Annotated in this window: 11 protein-coding genes; 6 read left to right on the top strand and 5 right to left on the bottom strand. The window is 71.3% G+C overall.

Going from position 1 to position 15031, the window contains the following annotated elements; all coding sequences use genetic code 11:
* Positions 1 to 27 precede the first annotated feature (27 nt).
* The 5 genes from ACFSVL_RS01120 (at position 28) to ACFSVL_RS01140 (ending at position 5728) form a co-directional block, all read left to right on the top strand.
* A complete protein-coding gene (locus tag ACFSVL_RS01120) occupies positions 28 to 1398 on the top strand; it encodes a cystathionine beta-synthase (protein ID WP_378299490.1) in 1371 nt (456 codons plus the stop codon).
* A 235-nt stretch (positions 1399 to 1633) separates the two neighbouring features.
* Entirely contained in the window at positions 1634 to 2956 is a 1323-nt protein-coding gene (locus ACFSVL_RS01125) for a hypothetical protein (protein WP_449224358.1), read from the top strand.
* Between the two features lie 227 nt (positions 2957 to 3183).
* Positions 3184 to 3720, top strand: coding sequence for a hypothetical protein (locus tag ACFSVL_RS01130; RefSeq protein ID WP_378299494.1), 537 nt, complete (start codon positions 3184 to 3186; stop codon positions 3718 to 3720).
* 86 nt (positions 3721 to 3806) lie between these two features.
* Positions 3807 to 4469, top strand: coding sequence for a hypothetical protein (locus ACFSVL_RS01135; protein WP_378299496.1), 663 nt, complete (start codon positions 3807 to 3809; stop codon positions 4467 to 4469).
* Positions 4470 to 4570: 101 nt separating this feature from the next.
* Positions 4571 to 5728 carry a cystathionine gamma-synthase gene (locus ACFSVL_RS01140; RefSeq protein ID WP_378299498.1) on the top strand — a complete coding sequence of 386 codons (1158 nt, stop codon included), beginning with the start codon at positions 4571 to 4573 and terminating at the stop codon, positions 5726 to 5728.
* A gap of 122 nt (positions 5729 to 5850) precedes the next feature.
* Here ACFSVL_RS01140 and ACFSVL_RS01145 read toward each other — a convergent pair whose 3' ends face one another.
* A complete protein-coding gene (locus tag ACFSVL_RS01145; protein WP_378299500.1) occupies positions 5851 to 6114 on the bottom strand; it encodes a hypothetical protein in 264 nt (87 codons plus the stop codon).
* A 95-nt stretch (positions 6115 to 6209) separates the two neighbouring features.
* Here ACFSVL_RS01145 and ilvA point away from each other — a divergent pair, with 95 nt between their 5' ends.
* Positions 6210 to 7412, top strand: coding sequence for a threonine ammonia-lyase (gene ilvA / locus ACFSVL_RS01150; protein WP_378299501.1), 1203 nt, complete (start codon positions 6210 to 6212; stop codon positions 7410 to 7412).
* A 4-nt stretch (positions 7413 to 7416) separates the two neighbouring features.
* On the opposite strand, the gene ACFSVL_RS01155 is transcribed toward ilvA, so the two are convergent.
* From ACFSVL_RS01155 to ACFSVL_RS01170, 4 genes are read right to left on the bottom strand one after another with little or no spacing between them, the layout of a single operon-like run.
* On the bottom strand, positions 7417 to 9372 hold the full coding sequence (locus tag ACFSVL_RS01155) for a hypothetical protein (RefSeq protein ID WP_378299503.1): 1956 nt from the start codon (positions 9370 to 9372) through the stop codon (positions 7417 to 7419).
* 42 nt (positions 9373 to 9414) lie between these two features.
* Positions 9415 to 10266 (bottom strand): immunity 49 family protein, encoded by an 852-nt coding sequence (locus ACFSVL_RS01160; RefSeq protein ID WP_378299505.1) that lies wholly within the window; start codon positions 10264 to 10266, stop codon positions 9415 to 9417.
* Positions 10267 to 10271: 5 nt separating this feature from the next.
* Positions 10272 to 14711: a hypothetical protein gene (locus tag ACFSVL_RS01165; RefSeq protein ID WP_378299507.1), complete on the bottom strand. Its 4440-nt coding sequence runs from the start codon at positions 14709 to 14711 to the stop codon at positions 10272 to 10274.
* The gene (locus ACFSVL_RS01170; protein ID WP_378299509.1) at positions 14711 to 15016 is read right to left on the bottom strand and encodes a type VII secretion target; all 306 of its coding nucleotides are present in this window, start codon (positions 15014 to 15016) and stop codon (positions 14711 to 14713) included. Before ACFSVL_RS01170 ends, ACFSVL_RS01165 begins: the two co-directional genes overlap by 1 nt.
* Positions 15017 to 15031: the final 15 nt, after the last annotated feature.

Below are 15031 nucleotides of genomic sequence, written 5' to 3' on the forward strand. Positions count from 1 at the left end.
CTGCCTTCGGCTGTTTAGGCTGGTCGCGTGGAGTACGCAGAACACATCGTGGACCTCGTGGGCAACACCCCGCTGGTCAAGCTGAATTCGCTCACGCGGGGGCTCAAACCGCTCGTGCTCGCGAAGGTCGAGTACGTCAACCCGGGCGGCAGCGTGAAGGACCGGATCGCGCTGCGGATGATCGAGGCCGCCGAGGCCTCCGGCGAACTGCGCCCTGGCGGCACGATCGTCGAGCCGACCTCGGGCAACACCGGAGTCGGGCTCGCCATGGTCGCGCAGCGCAAGGGCTACCAGTGCGTGTTCGTCTGCCCGGACAAGGTGAGCGAGGACAAGCGCAACGTGCTGCGCGCGTACGGCGCGCGCGTCGTCGTGTGCCCCACCGCGGTCGCGCCCGAGCACCCCGACTCCTACTACAACGTGTCCGACCGGCTCGTGCGCGAGATCGAGGGCGCGTGGAAGCCCAACCAGTACGCCAACCCGGAGAACCCGGCCAGCCACTACCACTCCACCGGCCCGGAGATCTGGCGGCAGACCGACGGGAAGATCACCCACTTCGTCGCGGGCGTCGGCACCGGCGGCACGATCTCCGGCACCGGCCAGTACCTGAAGGAGGTCAGCGACGGCCGCGTCCAGGTCGTCGGGGCTGATCCCGAGGGCTCGGTGTACTCCGGCGGCTCCGGACGGCCGTACCTGGTCGAGGGCGTCGGCGAGGACTTCTGGCCGGAGACCTACGACCGGAACGTCGCCGACCGGATCATCCCGGTCAGCGACGCGCACTCGTTCGAGACCACGCGCAGGCTCGCCACCGAGGAGGGCCTGCTGGTCGGCGGTTCGTGCGGGATGGCCGTGGCCGCCGCGCTGAAGCTGGCCGAGGGACTCACCGAGGACGACGTCGTGGTCGTGCTGCTGCCCGACGGCGGCCGCGGCTACCTCACCAAGGTGTTCAACGACGCCTGGATGTCGTCCTACGGCTTCCTCCCGCCGGACTCGTCCGGCGCGACGGTCGGCGACGTGCTCACCCGCAAGTCCGGCGCGCTGCCCAGCCTCGTGCACTCGCATCCGAACGAGACGGTCGCCGAGGCGGTCGCCATCCTGTCGGAATTCGGCGTGAGCCAGATGCCGGTGGTCAGCGCCGAACCGCCGGTGATGGCGGCCGAGGTGGTCGGCGCGGTCAACGAGCGCGACCTGCTCGACGCGCTGTTCACCGGCAAGGCCCAGCTCGCCGACCGGCTGGAGACGCACATGTCGCCGCCGCTGCCCACGATCGGGGCAGGCGAGCAGGTGAGCGCCGCGATGAAGGCGCTCGAAGGGGCCGACGGCGCGCTGGTGCTGATCGACGGCAAGCCGGCCGGCGTCGTCACCAGGCACGATCTGCTCGCCTTCCTCGCGGGCAGATAGGCCGAACCTCACGGTGGCCGGCCGGGGCGTCTGCGCGCGGCCCGGCCGGGCATCCGATAGCGTTACCGCCGAATAGAACTTTTTCGCGTCCTCGTCAAGGGGGTTCAAGACCCACATGAGTGCTCCGCAGCCACCGAACCAGCCCTGGGACGGCGGACAGCAGCCGCCGCAGGGCCCGTCGAGTGGTCCTACACCACAGCAGGACAGTCCCTTCGGCGCGTCGGAGCCGACCCAGGTGGTCCAGCCGGGCCAGCCGCCGCAGCCCCCGCAGGGCGGCGGCGCGTTCGGCGACACCCCGGAACCGACGCAGGTCGTGCAGCCGGGCCAGCCGGCCGACGCGAACGCCACCCAGGTGGTCAACCCCGTGAGCGCCGAGGGCAACGCCGAGTCGACTCAGCTCGTCCCGCCGAGCCAGCAGCCGCAGAACATCCCGTACGCCCCGCCGCCGAGCGCGGCGGACAACCCGGCCGCGGTCGCCGGGTTCGGCGCCCCGCAGGGCTTCGGCCAGCCGGGTCAGCCCGGGCAGCCGGGACAGCCGCCGCAGGGCTTCGGCCAGCCGGGCGGTTTCGACCAGGGCGGCTTCGGCGCCCCGCCGCAGGGCGCGTTCGGCCAGCCGGGCCAGCCCGGGCAGCCGGGTCAGCCGGGCTTCGGCCAGCCCGCCCCGTTCGGCGCGGCCGCCGCGCCCGCGGGCGGCGGCAACGCGCTGTACGGCTACATCGCCGGCGGCGTCGCCGCGGTGCTCGCCCTCATCGCGCTGATCGTTTCGTTCAGCTACATGAGCGACACCAGCGACTACTCGAAGCTGTACGACAGCTCGAGCCGCTACCAGAAGCTGTTCGACGAGGCCGGTCTCGCCTCGCCGGGCGCGCTCTGGTTCTACGTGATCATGATCCTCGTCGGCGCGGTGATCTCGCTGGCGGGCGGCGTCGCGCTGGCGATGGCCGGACGCGCGGCCGCGCTGCGCAAGCTCGCCCCGATCGGCCTGCTGGCCGGCGGCGTGCTGTTGCTGCTGTTCTCGATCCTGGCGAAGTCCGGGACCTCGGTCAGCAGCTCCTTCGTCCAGAAGTACGGGGGCAGCTCCGCCAACGCGACGAGCGGCGGCGGCATGCTGACGCTGATCCTCGGCATCATTATCCTGATCGTCGGCGTCGTCGCGATCATCCCGGCCACCTCGCAGTACGTCGGCCTCGGCGGCCCGTCCTCGGGCGGCCCCGGCGGCCCGCAGCAGCCGGGCGGCTTCGGCGGCGGCCAGCCGGGCTTCGGCCAGCCGCAGCAGCCGGGCGGCTTCCCGCCCCCGGGCGGTCCGAACCCGAACAGCGGGGGCTTCCCGCAGCCGGGCGGTCCGAACCCGGGCAGCGGCGCGAACCCGCAGCCGGGCTTCGGGCAGCAGCCGCCTCCCGGTTACGGCCAGCCGGGCCAGCAGCCGGGCTACGGCCAGCCGCCGCAGCAGCCGGGCGGCTTCGGCCAGCCGGGCCAGTACCCGCCGCCGGGCGGGCAGCAGCCGCCTCCCGGCTACGGCCAGCCGGGCCAGCAGCCGCCGCCGCAGCAGCAGTGGTGAGCAGCTGAATCTCCGCGAAGGGCGCCCCGTCTTCCCGACGGTGGCGCCCTTCGTCGTTTCCGGTCCGTTTTTCGCGGGATTCACGGAAAGGCAGTGGCCTTTTCCCGGCCGTTCCGGCACCCGGGGGAATTGCGGCTCCCATGCGCTCGCGCCGGTCCCCAACGGTGCGTTTCCGGGCTAGGGTGGGCGCCGTCCGAAACGCCTTCCCAGCTTGAGGGGGACCTACCGTGAGCGGCCTGCACGGACTTCCGGCACGGCAGCGGGAACGGGAATCCTCCCCGGCGGCATACCGCCCGAACGGCGGCACCGCGATCGCGGCCGGACTGTTCGGGCTCGTCGCCGCCGCGACCGCCGGCTATCTTCCGGCAAGGCTGTTCCTCGACATTCCGTCCGGGTTCAGCCTCGGCGACCTCTCGCCGCTGACACTCGCCGATCTCGCCGCGTACCTGGCCGCTTCGCTGATCTTGCTGATCGGCGCGATCTCCACCTTTTTCCGCGCGACCGCGGGCGCGGTGCTGCTCATCGCGGGCGCGCTGATGGCACTCGGCGCGCTTCTGCTGGAGCCGGCCGTCGGCGGTTCCCCGGCGTACGTGGAGTACTTCCGGACGCTGCTGCGATTCGAGAATTTCGCCGCGATCGATCGCGTCACGCTGGCCGCGGCGGTGCTGCTGGTGCTCGTGCTGGCCGGCTTGCCGCGGACCTTCGGCTACCTGCGTTATCGCGTACCCGTGGTGCCTGCTTCGTCACCCTCGCGACAGTGGTGAATTTCGCCCCGAAAACGGACTGGACCTGGCACGATACAGGCATTCCACCCGCCGCCGGCGGGACCACGATGCACCGAGGACTCCCCGTGACTTACCCCCAGAACCCGCAGGGCCAGCCCCAGCAGCCGCAGAGCGGCCCGTTCCCCGGGCAGCAGCCCTACCCGGCGAGCCAGCCGCTGCCGGCGCAGCCGTACCCGGGCGCGCCGCAGCAGCCGTTCGCGCCGCCGGCCGCCGGCCAGCCGTACCCGGCCTACCCGGGCGGGCCGGGCGTGTTCCAGCCGAAGCCGAACGGCGCGACCGCGATCATCGCCGGGATCCTCGCGATCATCGGCGGCATTTTCGCGATCATCTCGGTCATCGTCGCGGTCGTGGCGCTGTCGGCCATTCACATCACGGTCTGGGAAATCTATGTGTCGATCGTCGTGAACGCGCTGCTGATCGGCCTGCTGTTCTTCGGCGGCATCGGCCTGTTCCTGCACAAGCCCGCCGCCCGGCTGTGCACGATCATCGGCTGCGGGCTGGTGATCGCGCACAGCGTCCTGGGCGTCGTCGACACCGGGGTCATGGCCGCGGGCTACGACGGTGGCGCGCGAGTGCTGGGCGCGGGCATCGGCGGTGCTCTGATCGGCCTGATCCCGCCGATCGCGACCCTGGTGCTGGCGCTGGTCAAGCCCACCGCGGAGTGGGTCAACTACCGTCCGGGCGCGCCCGGGCAGCCGGGTGCGTACCCCGCGCCGCAGGGCTGGTGACCGCGGGGCTGCCGGCGCGGTTTGTGCCGGCAGCCCCTCCCGCATGGTGAGTTGCCTCCCAGCTGATGGGATTGTCAGAGGTGCCCCGTACTCTGGGAACCATGGCCGACGACTACTCCGTCCTGGGTTTTGAAACACGCGCGATCCACGCCGGGCAGCAGCCCGATCCCCGCACGGGTGCCGTCATCGTGCCGATTTATCAGACGTCCACGTACGCGCAGGACGGCGTCGGCGGCACCCGCGAGGGCGGCTACGAGTACTCGCGCACCGCGAACCCCACGCGGACCGCGCTGGAGGAAGCGCTCGCCTCGCTCGAAGGCGCACGGCACACGCTGGCGTTCGCGTCCGGCATGGCGGCGTCCGACGCGGTGCTGCGCACGGTCCTGCGGCCCGGCGACCACCTGGTGCTGGGCAACGACGCGTACGGCGGCACGTTCCGCCTGATCGACAAGGTGCTCAGCCTGTGGGGCGTCGAGCACACGGTCGCCGACCTGAGCCGCATCGACGACGTGCGGGCCGCGATGCGCCCCGAAACGAAGCTGATCTGGTGCGAGTCGCCCACCAACCCGCTGCTGGGCATCGCCGACATCGCGGCACTGGCCGGCGCGGCACACGACGCGGGCGCCCGGCTGGTCGTGGACAACACCTTCGCCACGCCGTACCTGCAGACCCCGCTGGCCCTTGGCGCGGACATCGTGGTGCACTCCACCACCAAGTACCTCGGCGGCCACTCCGACGTCGTAGGCGGCGCGGTCGTCACCAATGAGGACGAACTGCGCGAACAGCTCTTCTACCTGCGCAACGCGGCGGGCGCGGTCCCCGGCCCGTTCGACGCCTGGCTGACCCTGCGCGGGCTCAAGACGCTGGCTCTGCGCATGGACCGGCACAGCGACAACGCCGACCTGGTGGCTCGCACTCTGGCCAAGCACCCGAAGGTCACCAAGGTCTACTACCCCGGCCTGCCGGAACACCCCGGCCACGAGGTCGCGGCCAAGCAGATGCGCCGCTTCGGCGGAATGGTGTCCTTCCGCGTGGCGGGCGGGGAGGAAGCCGCGCTGGAGGTCGCGTCGCGCACGAAGCTGTTCGTGCTGGCGGAGTCCCTTGGCGGCATCGAAAGCCTGATCGAGCACCCCGGCAAGATGACGCACGCCTCCACCGCCGGCTCGACGCTGGAGGTCCCGGAGGACCTGGTCCGGCTGTCGGTGGGCATTGAGGACGGACGCGACCTGGTGGCCGACCTTACGCAGGCGCTGGGCTGAGGGTCTCGTGAGTGTTCATGCCGGTTCTCACCGGCATGAACACTCACGAGACACGACCTCGACGAAATCCGTTGCCACCCAACCCCAATGGCCACTCGGCCGGAACCTGGCTCGCAGCGACGTCAGGGTTTGCTGTTCTCCGGCAACGCATTGGCCTGCCGAGTGCCGGACGTCGCGGGGAGTTCGGTGCCGTTCACGCAGCCGCCGACCAGTTCGATGTGGTTGTCGTGCCGGATGTACTGCGCGGAGCCGGTGCAGGCGGCCGCTTCGACCGTCGCGAAGGCCGCGCCGGTGAGGGCCACCGCGGACAGGATGCCCGCGGCGAGCGGCAGCAGACCGGTGCGGGACTTGGCCCGGGAGGTGGTCCCGTGCTGCGCGCGTGCCATGGTCGCACTCCCTGATCATGTGTGGCTGCCGTTATCAGCGTACCGGTCCGCCGGGCGGCGCACCCCGGCCGTCCGTCGGTGGCATCATCGGCGCCATGGAACTGGTCAGCGTCGAGCGCATTCAGGAAGCCCGGAAGCTGCTCGAGGGCATCACCCGCGTCACGCCGATGGAGCACGCCCGCGACCTGCGCCGGCTGCACGGCGGCCCGGTGTATCTCAAGTGCGAGAACCTGCAGCGCACCGGTTCTTTCAAGATCCGCGGCGCATACACCCGCATTCACGGCCTGACCGCCGAGGAACGCGCCCGCGGCGTCGTCGCGGCCAGCGCCGGGAACCACGCGCAGGGGGTCGCGCTGGCGTCGTCGCTGCTGGGCATTTCCTCGACCGTCTTCATGCCGCTGCGCGCTCCGCTGCCGAAACTCGCCGCCACCCGCGGTTACGGCGCGGAGGTGCACCTGCACGGCGCGGTCGTCGACGAAACTCTCGCCGAGGCCATCGCGTTCTCGGAACGCACCGGCGCGGTCTTCATCCACCCGTTCGACCACGCCGACGTCATCGCTGGTCAGGGCACCGTCGGCCTGGAGATTCTCGAACAGGTGCCGGGCGTGAAAACGATCCTCGTCCCGACGGGCGGCGGTGGACTGGTCGGCGGCGTCGCGGCGGCGGTCAAGGCGCTGCATCCGGATGTCCGAGTGATCGGCGTGCAGGCCGAGGACGCCGCCGCGTACCCGCCTTCGCTGACGGAGGGCGCGCCGGTCCGGCTGCGCGAGGTGCACACGATGGCCGACGGAATCGCGGTCGGCGAGCCGGGCAAGACCAGCTACGCGCACGTCCAATCGCTGGTCGACGACGTCGTGACGGTCACCGAGGAATCCTTGTCCCGCGCGGTATTGCTGTGCTTGGAACGCCGGAAGCTGGTCGTGGAACCGGCCGGTGCCGCTTCGGTGGCCGCGCTTTTGCAGCACCCCGGCGCTTTCGAGGCGCCAGTGGTCGCGATCCTCTCCGGCGGCAACGTGGATCCCGTGCTGCTGCAACAGATCATCCAGCACGGCATGACCGCGGGCGGGCGCTACCTGAAGCTGCACCTGCGCGTACCGGACCGTCCGGGCTCGCTGGTTTCGGTGCTGTCGTGCGTGAAGGAGCTGGGCGCGAACGTCCTCGACGTCGAGCACTCCCGCATCTCCGGCAGCCTGGCACTGGGCGAGGTCGACGTCGCCCTCGCCCTGGAAACCCGGGGCCCGGAACACTGCAAGGACGTCGAAGCCGCCCTCGCCGACGCCGGGTTCACCATCGTCTGACCGTCTACTGTGGACTATCCGGCAGCCGGGCGCTGAACCACAACGGGAGGTAGTCCTCGTCGCGCGGATAGCGTTCCTGGTCGAGCGCGTAGTCCTCCGGCCGCGGCGGGGTGTGGAAGGCCGGCTCGTCGTCCTCGTTGAAGCTGGCGTGGTAGGTCAACGGCGGGTCGATGGCCAGCGAGAGCGTGTACCAGGTGCCCCGCCCTTGGACGTACTTGCCGCGGCGCAGCTGAGCCAACGGCTTCGAAAGCTCCCGCGCGACCGGCACTTGCTGCGTACTGCCGTCAGCCATCCGCGCGCCGCACGCGAGGTTCGCGTGCCTGCCCAGCGTCATGAAGTCGAACACGATCCGCTGCCACCCCTCCGGAGCCGCGGCCGCGAGTGCGGTGGCGATCTCGCTCAGCAGCCGATCCTGCTCCTCCGGCGACGACGACACCGCGTCCGCCGGTGGTTCCGCCGCGACGACCTTCTCGGGACGGCTCTCCTCGGCGGGCAGGTTGACCATCGCCGCCAGCATCCGCTCCTGCGCCGCTTCCCCCACCTCCGGCACGGCGTACCCGGCCGCCCGGATGTGCGCGACGAGTTCGGGATCCGGCGAGATCCCGTGCTCACGCAGGTAATAGCCGACCGCGCCGGGCCACACCCAGCTGCCGTCGGTCCGGAAATTCAGCGGAACGGCGTCCGTGCGGGACGGATCGAAGGCGTCGACGTCGTTGCTGCGCGACGCCAGAATGATTGGCGCGCCGTCGAGATAGGCGAGAACCCGCTCCCGCTCCTCCGGCGACAACGCTTCCCGCTCGACGACCGGATTTCCTGCCTCGTCGAACCCGTCGTAGACGCGCGGAGTACGCAAGTCAGCCGGGCTCGCCGTCGGATCCTCTTCGGCGGCAACGGATTCCGCCTCGGGACCGCTGTCCGCTGCCGGAGCCTCGGCAGCGATCTCCGCCGCCGCGACCTCACTTGGCTCGGACTGCGCCTCATCACCCCGCGAGGCCAGAACGGCCTGCTCCTCGTCAAGCGGGGGCGGGGTAGCCGCCGCTGTGTCGGGGAGAGGCTCGGAGACGGGCAGTGCCGCGTCCAGAGCCGGCGGTGTGGTGGTTTCGGTGGCAGGCAACGGCACAGCAGGCTGCTCCACGCCGGCGGCCTGCTCGGTGCTGGCGGGCTCAGCCGACGGGGCAGGCTGCTCAACGTGAGAAGCATGCAGCGGAGGTGCGGTGGGCTCAGCCGAACGGGGCGGCTGAGCGGGTTGCTCCACACTGGCGGCCTGCTCGCTGCTGGCGGGCTCAGCAGACGGGCGCGGCGGGGCAGGCTGCTCCGCATCGGCGGCCTGCTCAGTGCCGGGCAGCGGCGGAGGCGTCGCACCCGCAGCCCCGCCCGGGGGCAACGGGGCCTGATTCTCCGCACCAGGCAACGGCGGAGGCGTGACAGGACCCGAGCCGGGAACTGGACCCTGCGGCCCAGGAACAGCCGACCCCGCGTCCGACGGCGGCGCACCCACACCCGGCACCGACGGCGGAGGCGGCACCGCACCGGCCCGCTGGCGCAGCCACGGCGGCACAAAGCGGTCCTCGCGCGGGAAAAAGCGCAACTCGTCCTGGAAACCGATCGGCGGCGGGACCTGCCGCCACCGCGGTTCGATGTCCGGTTGGTAGTCCGCGTACGGCGGGCGTTGCGGGGCGAACACCAGCGTCGCGCTCAGCCACGTGCCTCGGCCCGGCTGGTACATCCCGTTGCGCAGCACGCCGAACAGCCGCGGCAGCTCCGGGTGCGGCTGGACCGGGTAGGTCCGGCCGTCCGGGGCGAGCACGGCGACGTCGACTTCCACGTGCCGTCCCGCGGCGCGGCAGGCGACCTGCAGCTGCTGCCAGCCCGCGGGCAGCGCGGCGGCGGCCGCCTGTCCGATCTGCTGGACGAGCTCCTGCTGCTGGGCAGGCGTGAGCGGCACCGGTGGCCGGGTCATGATTTCTGCGGCTCCTCACCGGGCGAACGCTTCATTTTCCGATCAACCGTTCTGCGCCGGGACGATGCCCGCGAGCAGGTTGGCCGGCGTGTAACCGGACTGCACGTCGAAGGCCATCCCGACCGAGCGGGCGAGCACCGCCACCGCCAGCGGCGCCAGCGCGAGGAATCCGTCCGGGTCGGTCGCGCGGTCCTCGGCGGTCCAGTACTCGCGGTGCCGCTCCAGCGCGGAGACGAACGCCTCGGTGAACTTTTCCGAGTCCCGGCGCAGCACGTAGTAGAACATCCGGATCGGCGGGTACACGAGCTGCAGCATCGCCGCGGGCGGAGTGAACTGCGCGGTGTCCGGGTCGGTGCCGTCCATCGCGGGCAGGAACATCTCCGGGGTGACCTCGCGGTGCGCGAGGAAGGTCTGCAGCGTCTCGACCCACGGGTACATGTAGGCGTCATGCTCGATCCCCGACGCGCGCAGCACGTCGAGCGGCACCGCGGCCAGCTGCTGGATCAGCACGTCGTCCCGCTGGATCACGGCGAGCCAGGCCGCGGTGAGCCACGCGGCCGGGTCGGTGCGCGGGGTGGGGCCGGTGGCGGCGAAGCGGCGCGGGCGGCCGATCACCGCGTCGACCTCCTGTCCCTCCGGTGCGCTCGCCGCGGTGAAGGCGGCGGCCGCGGCCTGCGCGGCGAGGGCGAGGTCGCCCCACGTGTCCGGGTCCGCGGCGTCCGGATCGACGACGCTGCGGTACTGCGCGAGCATCAGTTCCCGGCGCAGGACGTTCGCCAGTGCGCTGGTGTCCTGCGTGATGTAGTCGAAGTAGAAGGCCACCTGCGGCGACAACTTCTCGATCTGCTTCCACGCGACGTCGATGCTGACGGAGTGCCTGGGAACGGCGGTCATCTATCTCATTCCTCACCGGACGCTGGGGTCAGCGGCGACTTGTAGTCGTAACCGTTGAAGGGCTTGTAGGCGTAGCCGAGGTTCTTGTGCGTGTGCTCGGTCTGGTCGACCAGCGCACGCACCTCCACATAATCGAGCCTCTTCTGGAGCTTCGCACGCTCGAGCGCGTCCGCGAGGTCGGGGTCGGTGTGGGCCATCTTCTTCACGATGTCGTCGAAGTACTTCGGGTGACCCTGCCGGTAGGTCCGCATGTCCTCGGGCACGTACCGGGTGCTGGGCTGGCCGCCCGGCCCCTTGGCCTCGTGCACGATGTAGTGCGGCTCGCCGCCGTTGTGGTAGTCGACCTCCCAGATGTGGTCGAAGTTCCCTGCTCCCGGCTTCTCGCCGTCGATCGGGTGGCGGGGCGTGATGTCCGCGCGCACGTTCCCGTCGCCGTCGACGATCTGGTAGCGGTGGCTGCCCTCCGGCGCGTCCGGGTGCTCCCGGACGTCGAAGTTCTGGTCCGGGTGGGCCTCGGTGAATTCGCGGTGCAGCCGGTCGCGCACCGCGTGCCCGGACGCCTCCTCGCCCAGCTTCTCGGACGCGTCGTTCTTCGCGTTGTGCGCGTCCTTCCACTCGGGAGAGTCGTTCGGGGTGTCGTTCAGTTCGTGGTACTTGGTTTCGCGATCGCGCACCTTCTCGTCGATCGCGTCGTAGTCCTTCTCCCGCCAGTTCGACGTGTCGGAATGCGTCCCGGGCACGTGCTGCTCGCCGGCGTTCTGGTCGTGCTGGCCGTTGCCCGAGTCATGCCCGGAGTCATGCCCGTCGTGCTGACCGGCATGCTGATCGGCACTGTCGCCCTGGTGCTGGCCGCTGCCCGCGTCGTGCGCCGGGGCCGGCCCGTCGCCGCGCTGCGGTGCGTGGGTGGCCGAGCGTGCGTCGTCGTAGCCCATGAACTCCGCGGCGGGCCGGTCGTGCTTGAACACCGGTTTGCCGTCCACGAGGTCCACCGGATGCGGCGGGTTCGTCGGATCGACCGCGGAATGCCTGATCCGCAGCTCCGTGCGCCCGGTCTTCTGGTCGGTCCACTCGTAGTAGTGCTTCTTCATGTACTCCGGGTCGGCGAGGTTCTCCCTCGGCGTGCGGCCGTCGGGGCCGGGCCGGTCGCGCCAGTCGACGTCGTCGTCCCCGTCTTCGCCGCGGTGGCGAGAGCTGTCGGCGTCGACGTCGTGCGGGTCGTGGTGCTTGCCGTCCGGGGCGAAACCGTCGTCGCCGACGTGGTGCGACGTGCCGTCCGGGCGGTGCACCGACCATTCGCCGTCCGGCGGGATCCGCGGCCGCATCCGTCCGTCCGGGCCGATTTCGTAGTCGGAGGAGAAGACGCGGCCGTTCGAGTCGGTCCACGCCGGCTTGTTCGGAGCCATCACCTCGGTGTCGAGGTCGCGCGACAGCCGGTGCGCGAAGTCGTTCGACCCCGCGTCGCAGCCGATCAGCCGGATCGGCCCGCCGTCGTAGTTTCCGTTGCGCCGCAGGATGTCTGCGAACTCTTCCGGCGTGTACAACCGGTCGCCGATGCGGGCGTGGCCGTCCGCGGTGACGTGCACGTCCACCGTGTAGCGCCCGTCCGGGTCCGGCTGGACGCGGTGCGGCAGGTCGCCGAGTTCCGGGTCGTCGCGGTGGTATGAACTGCCCGCCGGGGTGTCCTCGGCGTGCCGGTGGTTGACCTCGTCCGGGGACAGCGGCTCGTCGTGGTGCGGCGGGGTGCCGTCGGGGTCGTCGTGGTGCTTCGGCCCGTCCGAGTCGTGCTGGTTCGGGTCGCGGTGGTCCGGCTTGTGCTCCGGGTCGGCGTGGTCCGGCTTGCGGTCGGGTGCGTCGCGGTCCGGTTTGTGGTCGGACTTGTCGTTGCCCGGCTTGCGATCCGCGTCGTCGTGCTGGTTCGGCTTGCGGTCCGGCTCGGCGTTCTCGTGCCTGCCCGGCTTGTCGCCGTCCTTCGGCTTCCCGGACTCGTCGACGTTCGGTTTGCCGTTCTGCGCCGGGGTTTCCTTTCCAGTCCGTTGTGGACTGTTGGGTTCGCCGGGCTTGGCTGGTGGCGCGTCAGTACGAGCGCCACCGCGCGCGACGGGCTCAGGGGAGCCGTCGGGACGCCGCGCGCCACCGCCCGCGTCCGGGCCGCGCTGGGCTCCTCCCGGACCGGTCGCGACGGCCGCCGCGGCCGGAGGTGCGGAGCCGTCGCCGGAACCGCGGCCCGGCGAGGAGTGCGCGCCGCCGGACGCCGGTGCTGGCTCCGAACGGCCGAGACCCGGTTCTACGCCGGGGCGTTTGGGCTGCCCGAGGTCGCCGCCGTCGCCAGGACGCTGCGAACCGCCGCTCGACGAATCCGCCGGACGCTGCGGGGAAGAACCGCCGCCGCCTTCGGGACGTTGTGCGGACCCGCCGTCAACGGGCCGTTGGGGCGTGGACCCACCGTCGGCAGGTCGGTGCGGAGTGGAGCCGCCGTCGGACGGTCGTTGCGGGGTCGAGCCGCCGTCGGCAGGCCGGTGTGGGGTCGATCCTCCGTCGGACGGTCGTTGCGGCGTGGACCCGCCGTCGGCAGGTCGGTGCGGAGCCGAGCCACCGTCCGAAGGGCGCTGCGGCGTCGAACCGCCGTCGCCGGGCCGCTGCGGACCGGGCCCGGAACGATCCGGAGTGCGGCTCGGCCCGCCGCTGTCCGCCGGGCTCGGGCCACCGCTCGGCCGCCGACCGGAAGGACCGCTGTCCGGAACCCGGCTCGGCGGCACCTCGGGAGCCCGCGTCCCCGGCGTCCCGGTCCAGCCACCGCCGCTGGGCCGGGGCGACGGACTGCCGCCACCGGCCGGGGCGTTGGTCGGGGTGCCGCCGCCGCCGTGCTGCTGAATTCCGCCGCCTGCCGGGCTCTGGTTCGGCGAACCGCCTCCGTCATTCGGGCGGAGGTGTTGCGGGGGAGCGGTTTGCGGAGAAGGCGCGTCCGTGCGGGGCGGGGCATACCCGCTCGCCGACGTCGAGTCGTTGCTGCTGCTCGAACGGTGCGGGCTCGGCTCGCCGCCGCCGGAATGCGACCCGCTGGAATGCGACCCGCCGCCCGACGGTGCCGACCCGCCGGAGTGCGGCGCACTGCCCGGGGACGAGCTATCGCCGTGCGAGGTGCTTTGCGGCGAGTAAGAACTGTCCGAGGGACTGCTTCCGCCCCGGGACGTCGGGCTTGAATCGCCGGCGAACGTGGACGGGCTGGAGTCCGGGTGACTGCTTCCGCCAGTGCTGTCGGAACCGCGCCGCGACGAGGACGTCGCAGTGTCTATTGTGGACGGACCGGAGCCGTCCGGTGAGGAATGCGAGCCGCCCGAGGAGGACGGGCTGTCGCTGCTGGGACTGTCGGATCCGTTGCGGCCGCCGGAATCTCCCGAGCGATCGCCTGGCGCGTCGGAACCATCCGAGTCGTTGTGGCTGCTGTTCGGGCCGTCGGAGGAATCGGGATCGCCCGACCCGTCGGAGCGGCGCGAACCGGACGGAGAGCCGGGGTCCGCGTCGCCTTCGCCGGAGCCGCTGTGGTGACCGCCGCCGGAGCCGCCCGTGCCGCCGCCCGAACCGCCGCGGTGGAAGAAGCCGCCCGCCTTGATGTTCTTCGTGCTGATGACGTCGAGACCGGTGACCTTGCCCGCCAGCTTGCCGAGCACCTTGATGATCTTCGTGAAGACCTCGGCGAGCTTGCCGAGCAGCGGCGAGACCCGGCGCATCGTGTCGCACAGCTTGGTCAGCAGCTCGCTGATCTTCTCGCCCCACTTGGAGATCGCCGTGACGGCCTGCGCGACCACCAGCGGCGTCCCGAATCCGAGCGAGAACACCTCCTCCATGACCCAGGAGATCAGCTTGCCCACCAGATCCGCGATGAGCTGCCGCACCAGGCCGCGCACGAAGGCGACGACCTGGCCCATGATCATGGTGACGGTGCCGATCGCGCTCGCGACCGTCGCCGCGCCGCCGATCGCGTCGGCCGCCTCCGCCGCGGACTTGCGGTAGGCGTCCGCGCCGTCGCCCTTCCACTCCGCGGTGCCGGTCTTGACCGCGTTCTCGAGGTCTTTCTGCCGTTCCTGCAACGACTTCGCGACGTTGCCCCAGGTGTCGGCGTAGGACTGGATCACCGGCGGGTCGCCCGCGACCGAGTCGAGCATGTCCTTCAGCGGCTGCACGTGCTCCATCAGGAACGACGCCACCGACGACATCAGGTAGCCGAACGGGTCGATCGCCGCGCCCGCGATCTCGCCGGCGAGGCTCGCGACGCCGAGGCCGCCGGAAACCCAGTCGCCGTCCGCGATTCCCTTGAACGCGTCCGTCGCCGATTCGGCGATGTTGATGCCGGTGGCGTAGCCGTAGTCGCCGTTGCCCTCGGTGAAGGGCCCCGGACCGTCGCCGTCCTTTTTGGACTGTGCGACCAGAGGATTGCCTTCGGGCATCAGTCGCTCGCCTTCATCGAACCGGCAGCTTCGCCTTCATAGTTCTCGTACGCCTTCGCCGCGTCGCGGACCTTCTGCGCCTGCGCGTCCATCGCGGTGACGGTGTTCTGCAACGCCTCGATCCCGTAGTTCTCCACCGGGTCCAGCATCATCCGGAACGGCTGACAGAGAATGCCGTACGCGTCGGTGGGCATGCTGACCTGGTTCGCCGCGTCGACAGCCTGCTTCAGCCCGTCGGCGAGCGCGTCGAGCTGACGGGCGTGCGCCTCGAGATCGCCGCCGATCTCGTAACCCCTGGGTGCCATGATTTTCTTCCCCCT

Origin of the sequence: Amycolatopsis silviterrae (assembly GCF_042684085.1) — a bacterium.
Classification (GTDB): Bacteria; Actinomycetota; Actinomycetes; order Mycobacteriales; family Pseudonocardiaceae; genus Amycolatopsis; species Amycolatopsis silviterrae.

What these genes read in the sequence shown, in the direction of transcription:
- ACFSVL_RS01160 (WP_378299505.1), bottom strand. Translation starts at nt 10,266, where the DNA reads ATGACCGCCGTTCCCAGGCACTCCGTCAGCATCGACGTCGCGTGGAAG.
- ilvA (WP_378299501.1), top strand. Translation starts at nt 6,210, where the DNA reads ATGGAACTGGTCAGCGTCGAGCGCATTCAGGAAGCCCGGAAGCTGCTC.
- ACFSVL_RS01145 (WP_378299500.1), bottom strand. Translation starts at nt 6,114, where the DNA reads ATGGCACGCGCGCAGCACGGGACCACCTCCCGGGCCAAGTCCCGCACC.
- ACFSVL_RS01140 (WP_378299498.1), top strand. Translation starts at nt 4,571, where the DNA reads ATGGCCGACGACTACTCCGTCCTGGGTTTTGAAACACGCGCGATCCAC.
- ACFSVL_RS01170 (WP_378299509.1), bottom strand. Translation starts at nt 15,016, where the DNA reads ATGGCACCCAGGGGTTACGAGATCGGCGGCGATCTCGAGGCGCACGCC.
- ACFSVL_RS01165 (WP_378299507.1), bottom strand. Translation starts at nt 14,711, where the DNA reads ATGCCCGAAGGCAATCCTCTGGTCGCACAGTCCAAAAAGGACGGCGAC.
- ACFSVL_RS01155 (WP_378299503.1), bottom strand. Translation starts at nt 9,372, where the DNA reads ATGACCCGGCCACCGGTGCCGCTCACGCCTGCCCAGCAGCAGGAGCTC.